This window comes from Thermosynechococcus sp. (assembly GCF_046299635.1).
Taxonomy (GTDB): domain Bacteria; phylum Cyanobacteriota; class Cyanobacteriia; order Thermosynechococcales; family Thermosynechococcaceae; genus Thermosynechococcus.
In genome coordinates this window covers 108,510-124,039 of the sequence record NZ_JBKBHV010000002.1, presented here as the reverse complement: position 1 = coordinate 124,039, position 15,530 = coordinate 108,510, and the positions used below count along the sequence as shown (strand labels likewise).

Annotated in this window: 12 protein-coding genes and 1 other RNA gene; 5 read left to right on the top strand and 8 right to left on the bottom strand. The window is 55.6% G+C overall.

Going from position 1 to position 15,530, the window contains the following annotated elements:
• Window positions 1-117 precede the first annotated feature (117 nt).
• Window positions 118-363, top strand: a complete 246-nt coding sequence (locus ACK4IR_RS01570) for a DUF6439 family protein (RefSeq protein WP_409871666.1) — start codon at window positions 118-120, stop codon at window positions 361-363.
• Here the strand turns inward: ACK4IR_RS01570 and ACK4IR_RS01565 are convergent.
• Window positions 360-869 (bottom strand): metal-binding protein, encoded by a 510-nt coding sequence (locus ACK4IR_RS01565; RefSeq protein WP_409871664.1) that lies wholly within the window; start codon window positions 867-869, stop codon window positions 360-362. The genes ACK4IR_RS01570 and ACK4IR_RS01565 overlap by 4 nt on opposite strands.
• A 252-nt stretch (window positions 870-1,121) precedes the next feature.
• Between ACK4IR_RS01565 and ACK4IR_RS01560 the strand changes: the two genes are divergently transcribed.
• Window positions 1,122-2,903, top strand: a complete 1,782-nt coding sequence (locus ACK4IR_RS01560; protein WP_409871662.1) for an N-acetylmuramoyl-L-alanine amidase — start codon at window positions 1,122-1,124, stop codon at window positions 2,901-2,903.
• On the opposite strand, the gene ssrA is transcribed toward ACK4IR_RS01560, so the two are convergent.
• The 3 genes from ssrA to ACK4IR_RS01545 form a co-directional block, all read right to left on the bottom strand.
• Window positions 2,901-3,286: a transfer-messenger RNA gene (ssrA, locus tag ACK4IR_RS01555) on the bottom strand. The two genes, ACK4IR_RS01560 and ssrA, sit on opposite strands and share 3 nt — an antisense overlap.
• A gap of 63 nt (window positions 3,287-3,349) precedes the next feature.
• Complete coding sequence (locus tag ACK4IR_RS01550) at window positions 3,350-5,044, bottom strand: helicase HerA domain-containing protein (protein WP_409871659.1); 1,695 nt, start codon at window positions 5,042-5,044, stop codon at window positions 3,350-3,352.
• A gap of 74 nt (window positions 5,045-5,118) precedes the next feature.
• On the bottom strand, window positions 5,119-5,883 hold the full coding sequence (locus tag ACK4IR_RS01545; RefSeq protein ID WP_409871720.1) for a TPM domain-containing protein: 765 nt from the start codon (window positions 5,881-5,883) through the stop codon (window positions 5,119-5,121).
• Window positions 5,884-6,124: 241 nt separating this feature from the next.
• Here ACK4IR_RS01545 and ACK4IR_RS01540 point away from each other — a divergent pair, with 241 nt between their 5' ends.
• The gene (locus tag ACK4IR_RS01540) at window positions 6,125-6,337 is read left to right on the top strand and encodes a DUF2949 domain-containing protein (RefSeq protein WP_409871656.1); all 213 of its coding nucleotides are present in this window, start codon (window positions 6,125-6,127) and stop codon (window positions 6,335-6,337) included.
• Between the two features lie 121 nt (window positions 6,338-6,458).
• On the opposite strand, the gene ACK4IR_RS01535 is transcribed toward ACK4IR_RS01540, so the two are convergent.
• From ACK4IR_RS01535 to mrdA, 3 genes are all read right to left on the bottom strand, one after another.
• The gene (locus ACK4IR_RS01535) at window positions 6,459-8,567 is read right to left on the bottom strand and encodes a M3 family metallopeptidase (protein ID WP_409871655.1); all 2,109 of its coding nucleotides are present in this window, start codon (window positions 8,565-8,567) and stop codon (window positions 6,459-6,461) included.
• A gap of 7 nt (window positions 8,568-8,574) precedes the next feature.
• A complete protein-coding gene (locus ACK4IR_RS01530) occupies window positions 8,575-9,537 on the bottom strand; it encodes a peptidoglycan DD-metalloendopeptidase family protein (RefSeq protein ID WP_409871652.1) in 963 nt (320 codons plus the stop codon).
• Window positions 9,538-9,598: 61 nt separating this feature from the next.
• Entirely contained in the window at window positions 9,599-11,377 is a 1,779-nt protein-coding gene (gene mrdA, locus ACK4IR_RS01525; protein ID WP_409871717.1) for a penicillin-binding protein 2, read from the bottom strand.
• A gap of 121 nt (window positions 11,378-11,498) precedes the next feature.
• Here mrdA and ACK4IR_RS01520 point away from each other — a divergent pair, with 121 nt between their 5' ends.
• A complete protein-coding gene (locus ACK4IR_RS01520) occupies window positions 11,499-12,158 on the top strand; it encodes a hypothetical protein (protein WP_409871649.1) in 660 nt (219 codons plus the stop codon).
• Between the two features lie 15 nt (window positions 12,159-12,173).
• Window positions 12,174-12,974 carry an imidazole glycerol phosphate synthase subunit HisF gene (gene hisF, locus ACK4IR_RS01515; protein WP_409871647.1) on the top strand — a complete coding sequence of 267 codons (801 nt, stop codon included), beginning with the start codon at window positions 12,174-12,176 and terminating at the stop codon, window positions 12,972-12,974.
• Here the strand turns inward: hisF and ACK4IR_RS01510 are convergent.
• Window positions 12,949-15,387, bottom strand: a complete 2,439-nt coding sequence (locus ACK4IR_RS01510) for a phosphoketolase (protein WP_409871644.1) — start codon at window positions 15,385-15,387, stop codon at window positions 12,949-12,951. The two genes, hisF and ACK4IR_RS01510, sit on opposite strands and share 26 nt — an antisense overlap.
• Window positions 15,388-15,530 lie beyond the last annotated feature (143 nt).

Here is a 15,530-nt window from a genome sequence, read left to right as displayed (position 1 = left end):
CAGGATGCACCTGCCTTATACTCTAGACGCCATCATGCAAGGGTAAGGTTCCAGTTCCTGTGGCGTTAGGGGCACCTAAACTAGAGGATAGTTCTCCCTTTGGATACAGTTTAAGTCATGGTGCAAACAACCCCTCGTGCTGAAAAACTGGCCACTGCCCTCCTTGATGCAGTTAGGATTGCCCCTCAAGATTGGCATCGCCTCAAGGGAAATCGCCGTGCTCGCGCCCTCGAACAGGCGGCTGCCGCCCTTGTCTATCTCCTGAAGGAAAATGATGCTGAGGCACTGGCGCATCTGCAACAGGCGGTGGGTTGGCTCGATCGCTCCATTAGTGCCCCTCCTTGCCCTACACACCACCATTAGCGGTGCCGGCGTCGCCACCGAGAAACCACCAGATCGCTGGTGACATGAAGCAGTGCCGATAGCTCTAAGCCAAGGGCGATCGCGACTCCCCAACGCCAGTTGATTCCCTGCCAGCGATGTAGCCATTCCTGCACAAGGGGAAGGTGTCCTGTGAATGCGGCGACTCCGGACACAAGACCCAGTCCTAACCCCAACCAAAGGCTTAGATAGAGCAACCGAATCACTGTGCCGACCACTGGGCCATGGGTCCAAAACGAGCGGTGATGAAAGGCTTTTTGGTAGGGTAGCCAGATTCCCCGCAGCCAACCCCAACGGTAGTAGGGCAATGAAGGCGTATCGAGGTCTGGACTGAGGAGAAAGCCGCCCATACCAAAACTACTGCTGACAATCACGCCCCATATCCAATCACGGGTGAGGGCACTGGCTGTGAAGCCTACAAAGGGCATGCCGATCCAAGTCAGGCGATCGTGGGTACGGCCACTGGGCATTGACGATTCCGCAGACATTTCCTAAAGTGACCATACGGAAAACCGTTCTGGATCATGCAATAGGAGAACCCATTGACTTTAGTGTGCGTCTAAGTGGACTTGAACCAAGCTGAAATTTGAATCTGATCAAGGGCGATCGCGCAAAACTAAATCGCAGGGTGTGCCAGTTCACAGACCTGTCTGCGATCAAGTATGTTGAGTACGTTTAAGCAAGCGGCTTGGCTAGCCAACTGAATGATGTGGTGTGCATCGCTGGTGGAGGAAGCGTGAATGGATCAACCGTGGCGTTCTTGGCAATCTCGAGCTGTGGTGAGTTTCCTATGGGCACCCGCCGCTGCATTGGTCATGGCTCAGCCCGCTTTAGCTAGCCGCCTGCAATTGTGGCGACTCAACCCCGCCACCAATCAACTGGAAATTCGCACCGAACGCGGGGTTCAACCCCGTGCCGAGCTGGTTTATAACCCCACCCGCCTTGTGATTGACTTGCCCGGTGTGGTTCTCGGTAGTCCCCCGATCACTCAAAACTACAGTGGTGCCATTCGCCAAGTGCGAGTTGCCCAGTTTGACCCCCAAACCACGCGGATTGTGGTGGAATATGCAGCTGGTTTTACCATTGACCCGCAGCAGGTGCGCTTTCGGGGGGTAACCGCCAATAACTGGTTGGTGCAACTGCCCCCACCCCAGCAGCAAACAGTTTCGCTACCGACTCCGCCACCGCCTTCTCCTCCTAACCCTCCTCCAGTCACACCTACAGAGCCACTGCAAATGCGAAGTTGGCGAGCCGATGCCACGGGTTTTCTAGTTCTCGCCGATCGCCCCCTGCCTGCAGGAAGTTACACCCTTCGCCGCCTGCGGCCCGATCGCCTTGAAATTCTCCTCAGCAATAGTGAACTCATTCGCAATTTTGGCCCTCGGCGTCTGGAGTTGCGCCGCTTTGGTCGGGATCGCGTTCGAGCTGAGGTGCGTAGCCAAAGCAATCGCCAAGTGCAAATTATTCTTGACATTGACCCCCAAGAGGCCGATTGGCAAATCACGCCCCGCAATGACGGCTTTGTGATTGTGCCCTCAACCACGGCAATTACACCGCCACCTCCCCAACGCCCCGGTGTCATTCCTCCCGCCAGTGCTCAAACCCCCGTCACAACGATTCAGCGGGTTGATCTAGGGGGGCGGGAATTGCTGATTCAGGGCGATCGCACCGTCTTCTATAACGTGGGTTGGGAGGGCAATCGCTATCGCATTCGCCTACGGCAAGCCCAGTTGGACAGCCAAGTCCGAGAACCCTATCTTGCTACCGGCAGCCCCCTGAGCCGCATTGAATTTCGTCAAGAGGACAATCAAACCGTCTCTATTCTCCTGACGCCGGCGCCCAATTTTCGCATCCTTGGGCCGCGCCCCCTCTCAGCAGAATCCTTTGTGGTGCAAATCCAAGGGGTGAATGATTCAGCGGCGAGTGCCCCGACCCCTATTGAGATTCCGCCTACAGCCACAACCCAGCCGGTACCCCGTGGCCGTTTTGTGGTGGTCATTGATCCGGGGCATGGAGGCAATGATCCGGGCGCAGTCGGCATTGGCGGCATTCGTGAAAAAGACATTGTTTTGGATGTGGGTCTGCAAGTTGCCCAATTCCTGCAGCAGCAAGGGATACAGGTGATCATGACCCGCACGGCCGATATTGAGTTAGATTTAGCACCACGGGTGGCTATTGCCGAACGGGCACGGGCCAATGCCTTTGTGAGTATTCACGCCAATGCCATTAGTCTGGCTCGCCCCGATGTCAATGGCCTAGAAACCTACTTTGCACCTGGACGTTCAAGTCGCCTGGCCTCTGCCATTCACAATAGTATCCTCAATTCCCTAAACATTCGCGATCGCGGGGTAAGGTCAGCCCGCTTCTACGTGATTCGCAATACGTCAATGGATTCTACGCTTGTGGAGATCGGGTTTGTGACAGGCGCCGAGGATGCCGCTAATTTTCAAAATCCTGCTTGGCGAACCCAAATGGCGCGGGCGATCGCCCAAGGCATTCTCAACTTTTTGAATGGGAGATAATGGAGCTGACGGGAGTCGAACCCGTGTCCGCCCTAGCTATTCGCCGACTGCTCATTCACAGGCTTAGCCTTTCTGACCCTCAGGCGGGAACTGTTCCTTGTCCCGAACAGTAGGATGCTCTGGTCAAGTCTTTGCTAAACAGCCCACCAGAGAGAACTGCCTAGCGCATCCGTTGGGGTTAACCCGCTGCCCTTAACGGAGTCGGACAACGAGTGCTCGAACCTGTTTAGAGGTCTTAGGCTACCGCAGCAGCTTTACGAGCGAAAGGAACGATGTTGTTCGCAGTTACTTTTGGTTTGGACTCTGGATTTACGAGAGATAGCCCACTCTCGACCTGTCTCACAGCCCAACTTTCACTAGGACGTCGAAGCCGTTTCAGCCCCATGCATAGAGCTACTTCTAAACTAGCGTATTTTTTTGGAGTTGACAACGGCTCATTATTCTGATTATTCCAGCGATCGCCGGCCGATGGTGCGCGGTTGAGGACGGGGGGCAGGACCTGCCATTGCCACCATGCGATCCAACTGTTTGTGCTCAGCAAAATACGCTTGCCACAGGGCAGGGGCATCCAGTGTGTCACCCCCATGGGTAGTTAAGCGCTGCCGCACTCGACAGAGCACAGGGGTATTCACACAGGCGCCGGCAATAATCACTTGACCCTTACTCAGGGCAGGCAGTTCTTTGAGCAAATCTCGACCGGCCGCTTCTACCCCATGTTTGAGGCTCTCTTGATCCACGGGATTGACAATCCGCAGGATAAACTGGCTCATACACTGGGAGAGCACATCGCTATCCAGTTTGCCGGGGCGCTGGGTAATCAGTCCCACCCCTAGGCCAAATTTACGGCCCTCGCTGAGGATTGTGCGCAGCACCTGCTTACACTGGGAGGGTTCATGGGCAGGAGCAAAGCGATGCGCCTCCTCGATCAAGATAAAGACCGGGTAGGGTAGGTACTGCTCATCCCCCTCGGAGACGCGCCCTTTTTGGGTATTGATGCGCGCATGGTTGGTTTGGCGCAAAATGGCCGTGGCAATCACCTGCTGCTCCTCTAGGGGAATCTCATTCATTTGCAGGATGGTTACTTGGCCGGGGGTAAATAACTCCCGCGGCGGCAGGTGTTCACAGGCGTGGAAATAGTCGGAACGTTGCATTTTTTCCAGCTTCCAAGCCAAAGCATCGGCAGAAGACCCCTGCTTGACATTGCCCTCTTCATCTTCAACGCGATCGACAGTATAGACCGCTGTAATCAAGTCCTGCGTGGTCCAGTGGCCATTGGGATAGAGGCGGCGTACTTCATCATGGGCTTTTTTGAGAATGGCCTGCTGGCGATCGCTCATCGGAGGAAGCAGCGTCAGAATATCGTAAAACTCGAGGGAAGAAACACGAATTTTCAGCTCCTCAGGCGTAATAATTTTCACCTTAGGTTGATAGCCATCCTCCCCTTGAAAGGCTGGGTGTCCCCTCAGTTGCGCCAGCGTGTGGTATTCACCGTGGGGGTCGAGGATCAGCACGGCGGCTCGGTTTTTCGGCAGCAGTAACTCCTCCACCAAAACCCCCGCTGTGTAGGATTTTCCTGACCCCGTTCCGGCTAGGATAGCCAGATGGGTACTCACCAGTTCCTTGACATCGAGGGCAATGGGAACCGCCTCCCGCAGCAACAGCGAGCCGATATGGGCAGCCCCCGACGCTGCCGGATCTTTTTTATTGAGGACGCGCCGCAGCAGTTCATCTTCCGCCAGATAGACCTTGGCACCGGGCAGGGGGAGCCGCCGCAAATTATTAAAGCCAAAGACCTCATGGAATTCTCCCATCACCTCGACGGTCATCTCGTAGAGTTCCGCCGGTTCACAGGTAAAACCAATCAGAGCCGCCACCGCACCGGGATTCAGTTCGTGATCGGCGAACATCCGATCGGGCAGATGCTCAATGAGACGGCAGCCGGTAATCTTACCTAGGACTTGGTGAACAGTGGCTCCGTGAGAATTCGAGGTTCCACTGGGGGAATGGCTCAACTCGTAATAGACAAATTCACCGATGCGCACCGGCTGAGCATCGGCGGTAATAAAGACATACTCACTGGCGCTCTCGCCCGGCCCTTTGACAATGCCGACAATGTGGTGCGAAAAAGGAAGACTATTCATTGCCCAAAAGGGGGTTGCCGACAAGGGAGATAAGCTTACCCTCGATCCTAAGCGATTTTGCCATCAAGGGGTTTCTATTCCTCCAGCACCGGCGACGGCCCACCAGGGGCAGGAATCAAAAAGGCAACAATGGCGCCTAAGGCAAAACCCGCCACATTGCGCAGCACGGGTAGCCATTCTTGGGTGCGCACCAGCACAGGGCCAAGGCCAAAGGCAAAGAAGAGCATCCCCCACAACGGCGAAAAGAGGAGAATCCACTTCCAAGCTACTTTTTGAGCAGCACGACGGGGACGAGCGACAAAGCCTAGAATGATACCGCCAAAGATGGAGGTAGCAAGGGTGAGAATCCATTGCTCTTGAGGCAGTCCCGGCACGGCGCGGCATCCCCCTTGGGCAAGACAGGTTTCAATGGCATGAAGCGATTGCAGGATGGCCTGATCCTCACCGTTGTCCCGAACAAAGTATTGGTTGCCAAAACGGGTTTGCAATTCAACCCAAAAGGTGCGCTGGAGAACTCGGTAGGCGGTGTCACCGACATTAAAGTTCAAAAGATTGCCGCCCCGCGTATCGGCCACCAGCAGAATACTGCGATCATCTAGATCCCAGAAATCCCGTACCGCTAGGCCGGGGGTGCGATCGTACTGGGTGAGGACGCGCAGCTTCCAGCCTGTCTGTGCTTCAAACTCCGCCAGTTCGCTGTCAAGGCGCTCTTTTTGAACCGGTGTGAGAATTTGTGCGAGGTCAACGACATTGGTTGGCTCCGTGGGCAGCAATTCCGGATTGTTGAAGCTGTGAGCGGGGGCGATCGCTCCCCACCAGCAGAAGCTCACAAGCACCATCACTAAACCAATTTGGCGAAACCAGCGCTGCACGTGTTGAAGCATCGTAATAAAAATTTACAAATAGGGCATCTTTTTTAATTATCTTAAGGGGATGCTGCGAAACATTGCAATCAGCCCCAACGTTTTCTCAGATAATATGCAGCTTTTGTTAAACTCACCCTATCCTGAGAATCCCATTGCTATACTGCAAGTCTAAGCATTTTGTTGTCCCTGTCTCATTAATCACTCCTCACCTGCAATGCCTTACTCTCCTCAACTACTGCAATACCTAGAACAGGAACTGGCACTGCCGCCAGAGAGTATTGCTATGGCTTTGCGTCGGTGGCAACAGCAGCGGGGATCATTGCCCATTATTCTTTGGCAGTATGGCCTGATTACCCTTGAGCAGTTGGATCGGATTTTTGAGTGGCTCGATCAAAGGCGGGGCGATCGTCTTCCTAAATCTTTGTAAGCCGTAGGAACACTTTACCTAAGCAAGTCTCTGTCAATGACCGCACCCACAAGGGGATGGGGTTTTCTCAGCAATCTTTATAAACGGTACTCGAATCGCTTGCCAAGTCGGATCATCATTATTAATTGACTGACAATAAGCCTCGGTGACGGAGCAGCGGTTCAGTAATCGGTTCACGGCCTCGGAAGGCTTTGAAAATTTGCATGGGGGGTTGGCTGCCACCAAGGGCAAGGATGGTGTCGCGATAGCGTCGCCCCATTTCGGCAACAGCTTGTTCATTCTCTAGACCGACTTCCTCAAAGGCAGCAAAGGCATCGGCACTCAGGACTTCTGCCCAAAGATAGCTGTAGTAACCCGCTGCATACCCCCCGGCAAAAATGTGGCTAAAGCTACAGAGAAAAGCATCTTCCGCCAGAGGAGGCAGAATCATCGTGGTCTGGGCTAGGCGATCGCGCACCTGTTGGGGTGTTTCCCCCTGACCGGGGCGATAGCGATGGTGCAGTTCTAAGTCCAACAGACTAAAGTGCAACTGCCGCAATAGGGCACTCCCCGCGCGATAGGTACGGGCAGCAACCAGTTTTTCATAGTAGTGCTCTGGCAGCGGTTCCCCCGTTTCGTAGTGCCGTGCCATGCCCAAAAGGGTGGGGCGATGGTAGCACCAATTTTCCATAAACTGGCTGGGGAGTTCTACAGCATCCCACTCCACGTTGTTAATCCCTGCCGCTCCCGCTTCATCCACCCGCGTCAACATGTGGTGCAAACCATGCCCAAACTCATGGAAAAGGGTTTCCACTTCGCTAAAGGTCATGAGGCTGGGCTTGCCATCCAGCGGTGGGGTTTGATTGCAGACCAAGTAGGCCACCGGTAACCGGGTGCGCCATTCCCCTTGGATACGATATTTGGCACGGCCAAGGCACTCATCCATCCAAGCTCCGCCCCGTTTTTCGGCAGGGCGGCTATAGGGGTCAAGGTAAAAGTGGGCGATCGTTTGGTTGTTTTCATCGAGGATGGCAAAAAAACGCACATCGGGATGCCAAACCGGCACCTGTCCGTCTGCCGGCACCACCGTCACCCCAAAGAGTTTCTTGACCAGTCCAAAGAGACCCTCCAGCACTTGGGGGAAAGGAAAGTAGGGGCGCAGTTCCTCATCGTTGAAGTCAAAGAGGGCTTCCCGCTGCCGTTCTGCCCAATAGGCAATATCCCAGTGCTGCAGATTGTTGGCTTCGGGGGCTCCTTGGGCAGCGGCAAAGGCTTTCAGTTCTTCCAGTTCCCGCACCGCTGCTGCATAGCTAACTTGACGCAGTTCCTCAAGGAGCTTTTCCACAGCGGCAACACTATCGGCCATTTTGCCGGCAAGGCTGAGTTCAGCATAGCTGTTGAATCCCAAAAGCTGAGCCTCTTCGAGCCGCAGGGCAAGGATGCGCTCAAGAATGGGGCGATTATCCCAGTCCCCCCTGCCGGCACGGGAAATGTAGGCGCGATAGAGTTGCTCTCGCAAATCCCGCCGTTGGCTGTGCTGCATGAAAGGGCCAAAGCTGGGGAAGTCAAGGGTAATGTGCCATGGCCCTGTTTCGGGGGTAGCGCCCTCAATGCCATCTTGGCGAGCGGTTTGGGCAGCCAGCGCCAGTAGGCTAGGGGGGAGGCCGGCCACTTCCTCGGGGCGGGTCAGCTTGAGGCGAAAGGCCTTGGTGGCATCCAAAAGGTTGTTGGAAAAACGGGTAGATAGCTCCGCCAATTCCAACTGAATGGCATTGAAGCGTTCCTTGGCGGCTCCCGTTAAACCCACACCACTGTGTTCGGCATTGCGAATGGCAGCTTCCACAATGCGTTTGCGGGCAGAGGGATACCTCTGAAATTCGGGACTGGCGGCCAAGGTCTTCAACCCCTCATAGAGGGGGCGAGATTGCCCCAAACGGGTATCAAACTCCACCACTTCAGGTTGGACGGCTTCGTAGGCTTGGCGCAGTTCGGGGCTGTTTTTTACCCCTGTTAGATGGTTCACAATGCCCCAAGTCCAATTGAGGCGATCGCTCAAACGTTCAAGGGGTTCCACCAGCCCTTCCCAAGTGGGGGTGAAAGATTGCTCAAGGGCTTCTAATTCTTGGGTGAGTTCCTGCAACAGTTGGCGGACTGCCGGTTCAACGTGGCTCACCTGAATCCGATCAAAGGGGGGAAACCCATCGCCCCGCAAGAGGGGATTCTCAATGTGAGGGGAAGTGGCAACAACCATCCGTATCCTACGAACTGCGATTCGACTGCCGATGCGCTTGGGCGATCGCCCGCTTTAACTGGGCTAATGCCAATTCTAACCGCACTTCGGGAGCCACGGGAATCAACCCTTGCGCCGTCATCTCGTGAATCTCAAAATGCAGGTGCGGCCCGGTGGAGTTGCCGGTGCTGCCGACAAGGCCGATGACTTCCCCCTGCTTTACCCATTGACCGACATTGACAAAACGCTGGGAGAGGTGGGCATAGAGGGTTTGGTGCTGTTCTGGGGGGTGTTGCAAAATCACGGTGAGGCCATAGCCCCCCAGCCAGTTGGACTCCACCACCCGGCCATCAAACACCGCCAGCACTGCCATTCCTTCAGGAGCGCCCAAATCTGTTCCCGAGTGGAAGCGGCGATCGCCGAAAATGGGATGGAGGCGCCAGCCAAAGGTGGAGGTAATGGGCACCGGAAACGGCAAGGGAAAGAGCATTTGGCCATTGTTAACCTTTAGCCAACGCAGCGGATTCGGCCCCGGAAAGGGCTGGCGCACATAGGCCGGTGCAGCCGTTTGGGCAGAGGATCCAAAATTTCTTGGGTTTGCAGCCACCACAGGGCGAGGGGAGGCTGGGACAGACGGTTGGCGGGCAGCGGTGGTGACGGGGGGTTTTTGAGCAGCTTGGGCTTGGCAAATGCGGTTGGGAATGCCCTCAGTAATGATCGCTTGACAGCCCGTGGAGCGCTCTTGGATCACCACAGGAATTGATCGAGCAGGCTGGAGGTTTTCCAGCGGTTCACTTCCCGCCGGCGGATCCACCGGTTCTGGGGAGAAAACCAGAGGCTCACTCTCGACCGGTTGAACAGGATTGACAGGGATCGGCGCCGCCGCTTCCGGTTCGGCAGGAAGAGTCTCGGCAACACTTTGGCGAGTGCCCAAGGTTGTTGTCAATAGACCCATAGTCAGGCCAAGGGCAATGACGCGCTGCTCAATCATGATTCACCCCGTTCCACGCATTCTCTCAAATTCTAGGCGCAACCCTAGGGAATGACAATCTTTAGCGATCGCGAATTTTCATATAGGTCTGAATTACCTTGAGCACCATCGGGCCACATACGGAGGCACCACCCCCACCGGAGTTTTCGGCAAAGGCTACAACCACAATTTCAGGCTTGTCTGCCGGCGCGTAGCCACCAAACCAAGTGTGGTGAGGACGGGGGGGGTCTTCACCGGTGCCACTTTTGCCGGCGATCGCCACCTCGGGAACGTTTAATGCAGCCCCTGTACCACTGGTCACCACCTGCCGTAGGCCTTGGCGGAGCACCTGCACGGTAGAGGGCTTCAAATTCAATGACTGTCGCCAGCGATCGGGATTTTCCGAAGCAATCAGGTGCGGACGCACTTTGTAGCCGCCATTGGCCGGCACCGCAAACATCACCGCCGCTTGAACGGGACTGACCTGCAAGGCCCCTTGACCGATGGCCGTGATCAATGAATCCCCGTCGTACCAGCCCTCACCAAAGGTTTCCTGTTTCCAATTGGGGTCGGGGACAAAGCCGGCCGCTTCCCCCGGCAGATCAATCCCCGTTTTCGATCCCATGCCAAAGCGCCGTGCCCACTCAATGAGGGTTTCAGGGCCAATGCGGCGCGCCACTTGACCAAAAAAGGTGTTGCTACTCCAAGCTAGGGCACCGGCAAACCCCAGAGCCCCAAAGCCAGCCCGGTTCCAATCGTGGAAGGCAAAGCCCCCCGTGTAGAGAGCCGGATAGGTCATCAGAACCGTATCAGGGCTGAACTTCCCCGACTCTAGGCCTGCCACCGTTGTTACGATTTTGAAGGTACTGGCGGGGGGGAATCCTTGGAGGGCACGGTTGACAAAGGGAAATTGCCGCCGTTGGAGTTCTTCCCATTGAGCTTGGGTCATGCGGCGGGCAAACCAGTTGGGGTCAAAAGCAGGGTAACTGGCCAAGGCAAGTATCGAGCCATTGCGGGGATCCATGGCCACGATCGCCCCCGGCCGATTTCCTAGGGCTGCTTCCGCCGCTTTTTGCAAGTCTAAATCCACCGTAAGTGTGATGTCATTCCCCGGTCGCGCCACCTTTTGGCCGAGAATGCGGATGACTTTGCCCTGACCATCCACCTCCACCTGCTGACCGCCCCAAGTACCCCGCAGCACCTTTTCATAGGTTGCCTCAACGCCCATTTTGCCCATGACATCGCCAAGGCGGTAGCCCTGATCCCGACGCGCCGCCAGTTCTTCCTCATTCAGTTCGCCGATGTAGCCAATGATGTGGGCTGCCGTTTCACCGTGGGGATAAAAGCGCATGGCTTCACGGTCAATTTCAACCCCCGGCAGAAAGTTGCGGTGTTCTTCAAGGGCGACAATTTGGGCTTGAGTGATTCCTTGGGCAATGCGAATCAAAGAGGGGGAATTCACCCCTGCTTGTTTGACCCGCGCTTCGATCTCACTGCTAGGGATATTGAGCACCCGCGAGAGAATTCTCACCGTCTGCGGCCATTCGGGCTTTTTAGCCGCAAGGGGCCAGAGGAACACCGAGTAGGAAAATTTATTCCCCGCCAAGATGCGCCCTTTGCGATCCAAAATCTTCCCCCGCTCCGGCGGTTTGGGAATCAGGCGAATGCGGTTTTCATCGGCCATTTGGCGGTTGCGATCGCCCTCGACAAGTTGCAGGTAGGCCAAGCGGCTACCAATGCCCCCCAGCAAAAAGAATGTCATCAGGGAGAGCAACACCAAGACCCGACCCTGTTTACCCACTACGCGATCGCAGGCTTGGTAGGTAAGGGGACGAGGAGGGCGTGTTTTCAGCATGGCCATAGGCGCAAGGAGCTGATCATCGAGTCTATTCAATTGCCACTCTATCAAATCCGCTGAAGCCGGCGCTGGAGAATTCCGATAATCTAGAAAAGGTCTCCCTCTTGCGGTGTATAGCGGCTCCATGAAGCGATCCCGCCCCCGCCCTCAAGTCCGCCCCCCCGGCCAAAATCTCGACTCGTTCCTCGATGTCCTCACCAATACCGTGGGGGTAATGATTTTTGTCTGCCTTTTTGCCAGCTTGACGGCGGCGGTGTCTCCTGCCCTCGTGCGTACCCCCATTGCCCGTGAAACCCGCAAGCAGGTATATTTCTTCGAGTGCCGTGAAAATCGCGCCATACCCCTTGAGGAGGATCAGGCCGGTGAGGCCATCGATCGCCATCTGCGGCGCATTACGGAAAATCCCTTTGCCGATGCGCGTCAAATTCAGCAGCAACTGGAGTCCTTTCGCCACAGTACTCGCTACTACAACGTGCGTCTAAACCTTGTGCACAGTCAGGGGCAACCGATTCTGCAAACCCTCTTTGAACCCCGCGATCGCACCGCCGGTGAATTTTTTAGCACCCTAGAAAAACCCACGTCGAACTTTCGCCGTACGCTTGATCGCCTCTCCCCCAGCCAACATTCCCTTGTTTTTTTCGTGCGTCCCGACAGCTTCGATTGTTTTCGGGCTGCCCGTGCCATTGCCTGGCGCAGTGGCTTTGATGTCGGTTGGGAACCGATGGCGGAGGGTCGAGCCATTATCTTTGTCAGTGGCGGTGGTCGCCGTGTCACCGTGCAGTAGTGCCAAGGAGGTCAAATGCTTGCCAAACGAATTTTGCCCTGTCTGGATGTGCAGGCGGGTCGCGTTGTCAAGGGTGTGAACTTTGTCAACCTGCGGGATGCCGGCGATCCTGTTGAACTCGCCCAAGCCTACAATGCCGCCGGTGCTGATGAACTGGTGTTTCTCGATATTATGGCCACCCATGAAGAGCGCAACATCCTCATTGATGTTGTCTATCGCACCGCCGATCAGGTGTTTATTCCCCTGACGGTGGGGGGCGGGATTCAGTCCCTCACGATGATCAAGGATTTGTTGCGGGCCGGCGCAGATAAGGTCAGTCTTAACTCGGCGGCGGTGCGGCAGCCGGATTTGGTGAATCAGGCCAGCGATCGCTTTGGTGCCCAGTGTATTGTTGTTGCCATTGATGCGCGACGCGAACCCCATTGGGATCCAGACCATCCCCGTTGGCAAGTCTATGTGCGCGGTGGACGCGAAGCCACGGGACTAGACGCCGTTGAATGGGCAGTGGAAGTGGCCAAACGGGGGGCGGGGGAGTTGCTGGTGACTAGTATGGATGCCGATGGAACCCAAGCGGGCTACGACCTCGAACTGACGCGGGCGATCGCCGAGCGGGTGGAGATTCCTGTGATTGCCTCCGGAGGCGCGGGCACCTGTGAGCACATTCGCGCTGCCCTTGTGGAAGGAAAAGCGGCGGGAGCACTCCTAGCTTCCCTCCTCCACTACGGCCAACTGACCATCGCCCAGATCAAGGACTATCTGCAGCGGCACCACGTGCCCGTGCGCCAGTATCCTAAAACGGCCACGTCCAGTGGCTAAACTCCGGCTTGTCCACCCCGTACTCGTAGGCGTAGTTACGGGCTTCAATTTGCATGTTGCGGAATTTCTCCTTGGCATGGGCACCCGCCACTTGAAGTTGAGGCAGGCGATCAATGGCATCAATGGCCAGACTAAAGCGATCAATCTCATTATTGATGGCCAACTCTAGGGGGGTGTTGATGTTGCCCTTTTCCTTGTAGCCGCGCACGTGGAGATTGCGGTGATTGTGGCGGCGGTACGCCAGCCGGTGGATCAGCCACGGATAGCCATGGAAGTTAAAAATAATCGGGCGATCGAGGGTAAAGAGACTATCAAAGTCGCGATCGCTAAGGCCGTGGGGGTGTTCGGTTTCGGGTTGCAGCTTAAAGAGATCCACCACATTGATATAGCGAATCTTCAGCTCTGGAAACTCCTGCCGCAACAGGGCGATGGCGGCCAACGCCTCTTGGGTGGGAATATCTCCCGCACTGGCCATCACCAGATCGGGTTCATGGCCTTGATCGTTACTGGCCCAGTCCCAAATCCCTAAGCCCTTTGTGCAGTGGATAATCGCCTGATCCATTGTCATGTACTGCAAGTGCAACTGCTTGTCGCAAACAATCACATTCACATAGTTTTTGCTGCGCAGGCAGTGATCCGCCACCGAAAGAAGAGAATTCACATCGGGGGGCAGGTAAATCCGCGTCACCTTCGCACTCTTGTTGCAGACAATATCCAAAAATCCCGGATCTTGATGGGTAAAGCCATTGTGATCCTGCCGCCACACCGTTGAGGTAATCAGCAGGTTCAAGGAGGCCACATCGGCCCGCCACGAAAGTTCATTGCAGATGCTCAACCACTTGGCGTGTTGGTTAAACATCGAGCCAATCACATGGACAAAGGACTCATAGGTGGAGAAAAAGCCATGCCGCCCCGTGAGCAGGTAGCCCTCCAGCATTCCCTCCATCGTGTGCTCACTGAGCATTTCAATGACGCGACCCTGGGGGGACAATTCACCGCCATCGGCATCCTCCTCAAAGTATTCTGCAATCCAGAATTTCTTGCTGACCTCGTAGATGGCATTGAGTTTGTTCGAGGTTGTTTCATCGGGACCAAAGACGCGGAAATTGGTGGGGTTATTGCGCAGCACATCCCGCAGGAAGACCCCCAGGGGACGGGTATTTTCCACCTCAATTTGGGCGGGCTTCTCAACCGTAATGCCGTACTGCCGAAAGTCGGGCATTTTCAAATCCTTGCGCAATAGCCCCCCATTGGCGTGGGGATTCATGCCCATGCGGTAGTTCCCCGTTGGCGTCAAGGCCTTGAGTTCAGGACGCAATGTGCCGTTCTCATCAAAGAGTTCTTCAGGACGGTAGCTGCGCAGCCAGTTTTCCAAAAGCTTGAGGTTTTCAGGATGGGTGTGGACATCAGCCATGGGCACTTGGTGCGATCGCCAGAAGCCTTCCACTTTGTGGCCATTCACTTCCGCAGGGCCTGTCCAACCTTTGGGGGTGCGCAGCACAATCATCGGCCAACGGGGCAAGGTGGTGACCCCCTCTTCGCGGGCTGCCCGTTGAATCTCCTTAATTCTGGTGACGCAGTAGTCGAGGGTAGCCGCCATGGCTTGGTGCATTGAGGGGCGATCGCTCCCCTCCACAAAGCAGGGTTCATAGCCCAACCCCCGGAAGTAATTCTCTAAATCCTGATGGGGAATCCGCGCCAGAATGGTCGGGTTATTAATCTTGTAGCCGTTCAGGTTCAGAATCGGCAAAACCGCCCCATCGCGCGCCGGGTTCAGGAACTTATTGATGTGCCATGAGGTGGCCAAAGGCCCCGTTTCTGCTTCGCCGTCACCAACCACCGCCGCTACAATTAACTCCGGGTTATCAAAGGCCGCCCCGCAGGCATGGGAGAGAACATAGCCCAGCTCTCCCCCTTCGTGAATCGAGCCGGGAGTTTCGGGGGTGCAGTGACTGCCAATGCCACCGGGGAAGGAGAACTGCTTAAAAAACTTTTTGAGGCCGTGGATGTCCTCGCTAATGTCGTGGTAAATCTCGGTGTAACTGCCCTCAAGGTAAACCGGTGCCAAGACCCCCGGTGCCCCATGGCCGGGGCCGGCAAGAAAAATCACCTCCTGTTGGTACTTGTTAATAATGCGATTGAGGTGCAGATAGCAAAAGGCCAGCCCCGGACTCGATCCCCAGTGACCGAGGAGGCGTTTTTTGATGTGTTCAGGCTTGAGGGGTTCTTTCAGTAAGGGGTTATCGAGTAAATAGATCATGCCCACGGCCAGATAGTTACAGGCGCGGAAGAAGGCATCCATGGCCTCAACTTCACTCTCGCTCAAGGGTTGTCCTGGAATTGTGGCGCGGGCAGGACCAAAAGCATGAATCTCATCGGTGAGTTCGGTGGGGCGGGGAGGAGAGCTAACCATACAGTATCCTCGGCAAGTCAAAATGAGTCTCAAGACCATCACCTTTGATCAATGGATCAAAGAGCCAACAGCGTTCAAAGGAGTCTGCGAATTTTCAAAAAATTTGTGAATAAGAACACATTCTAAATTTCGTGCCTTGAGCC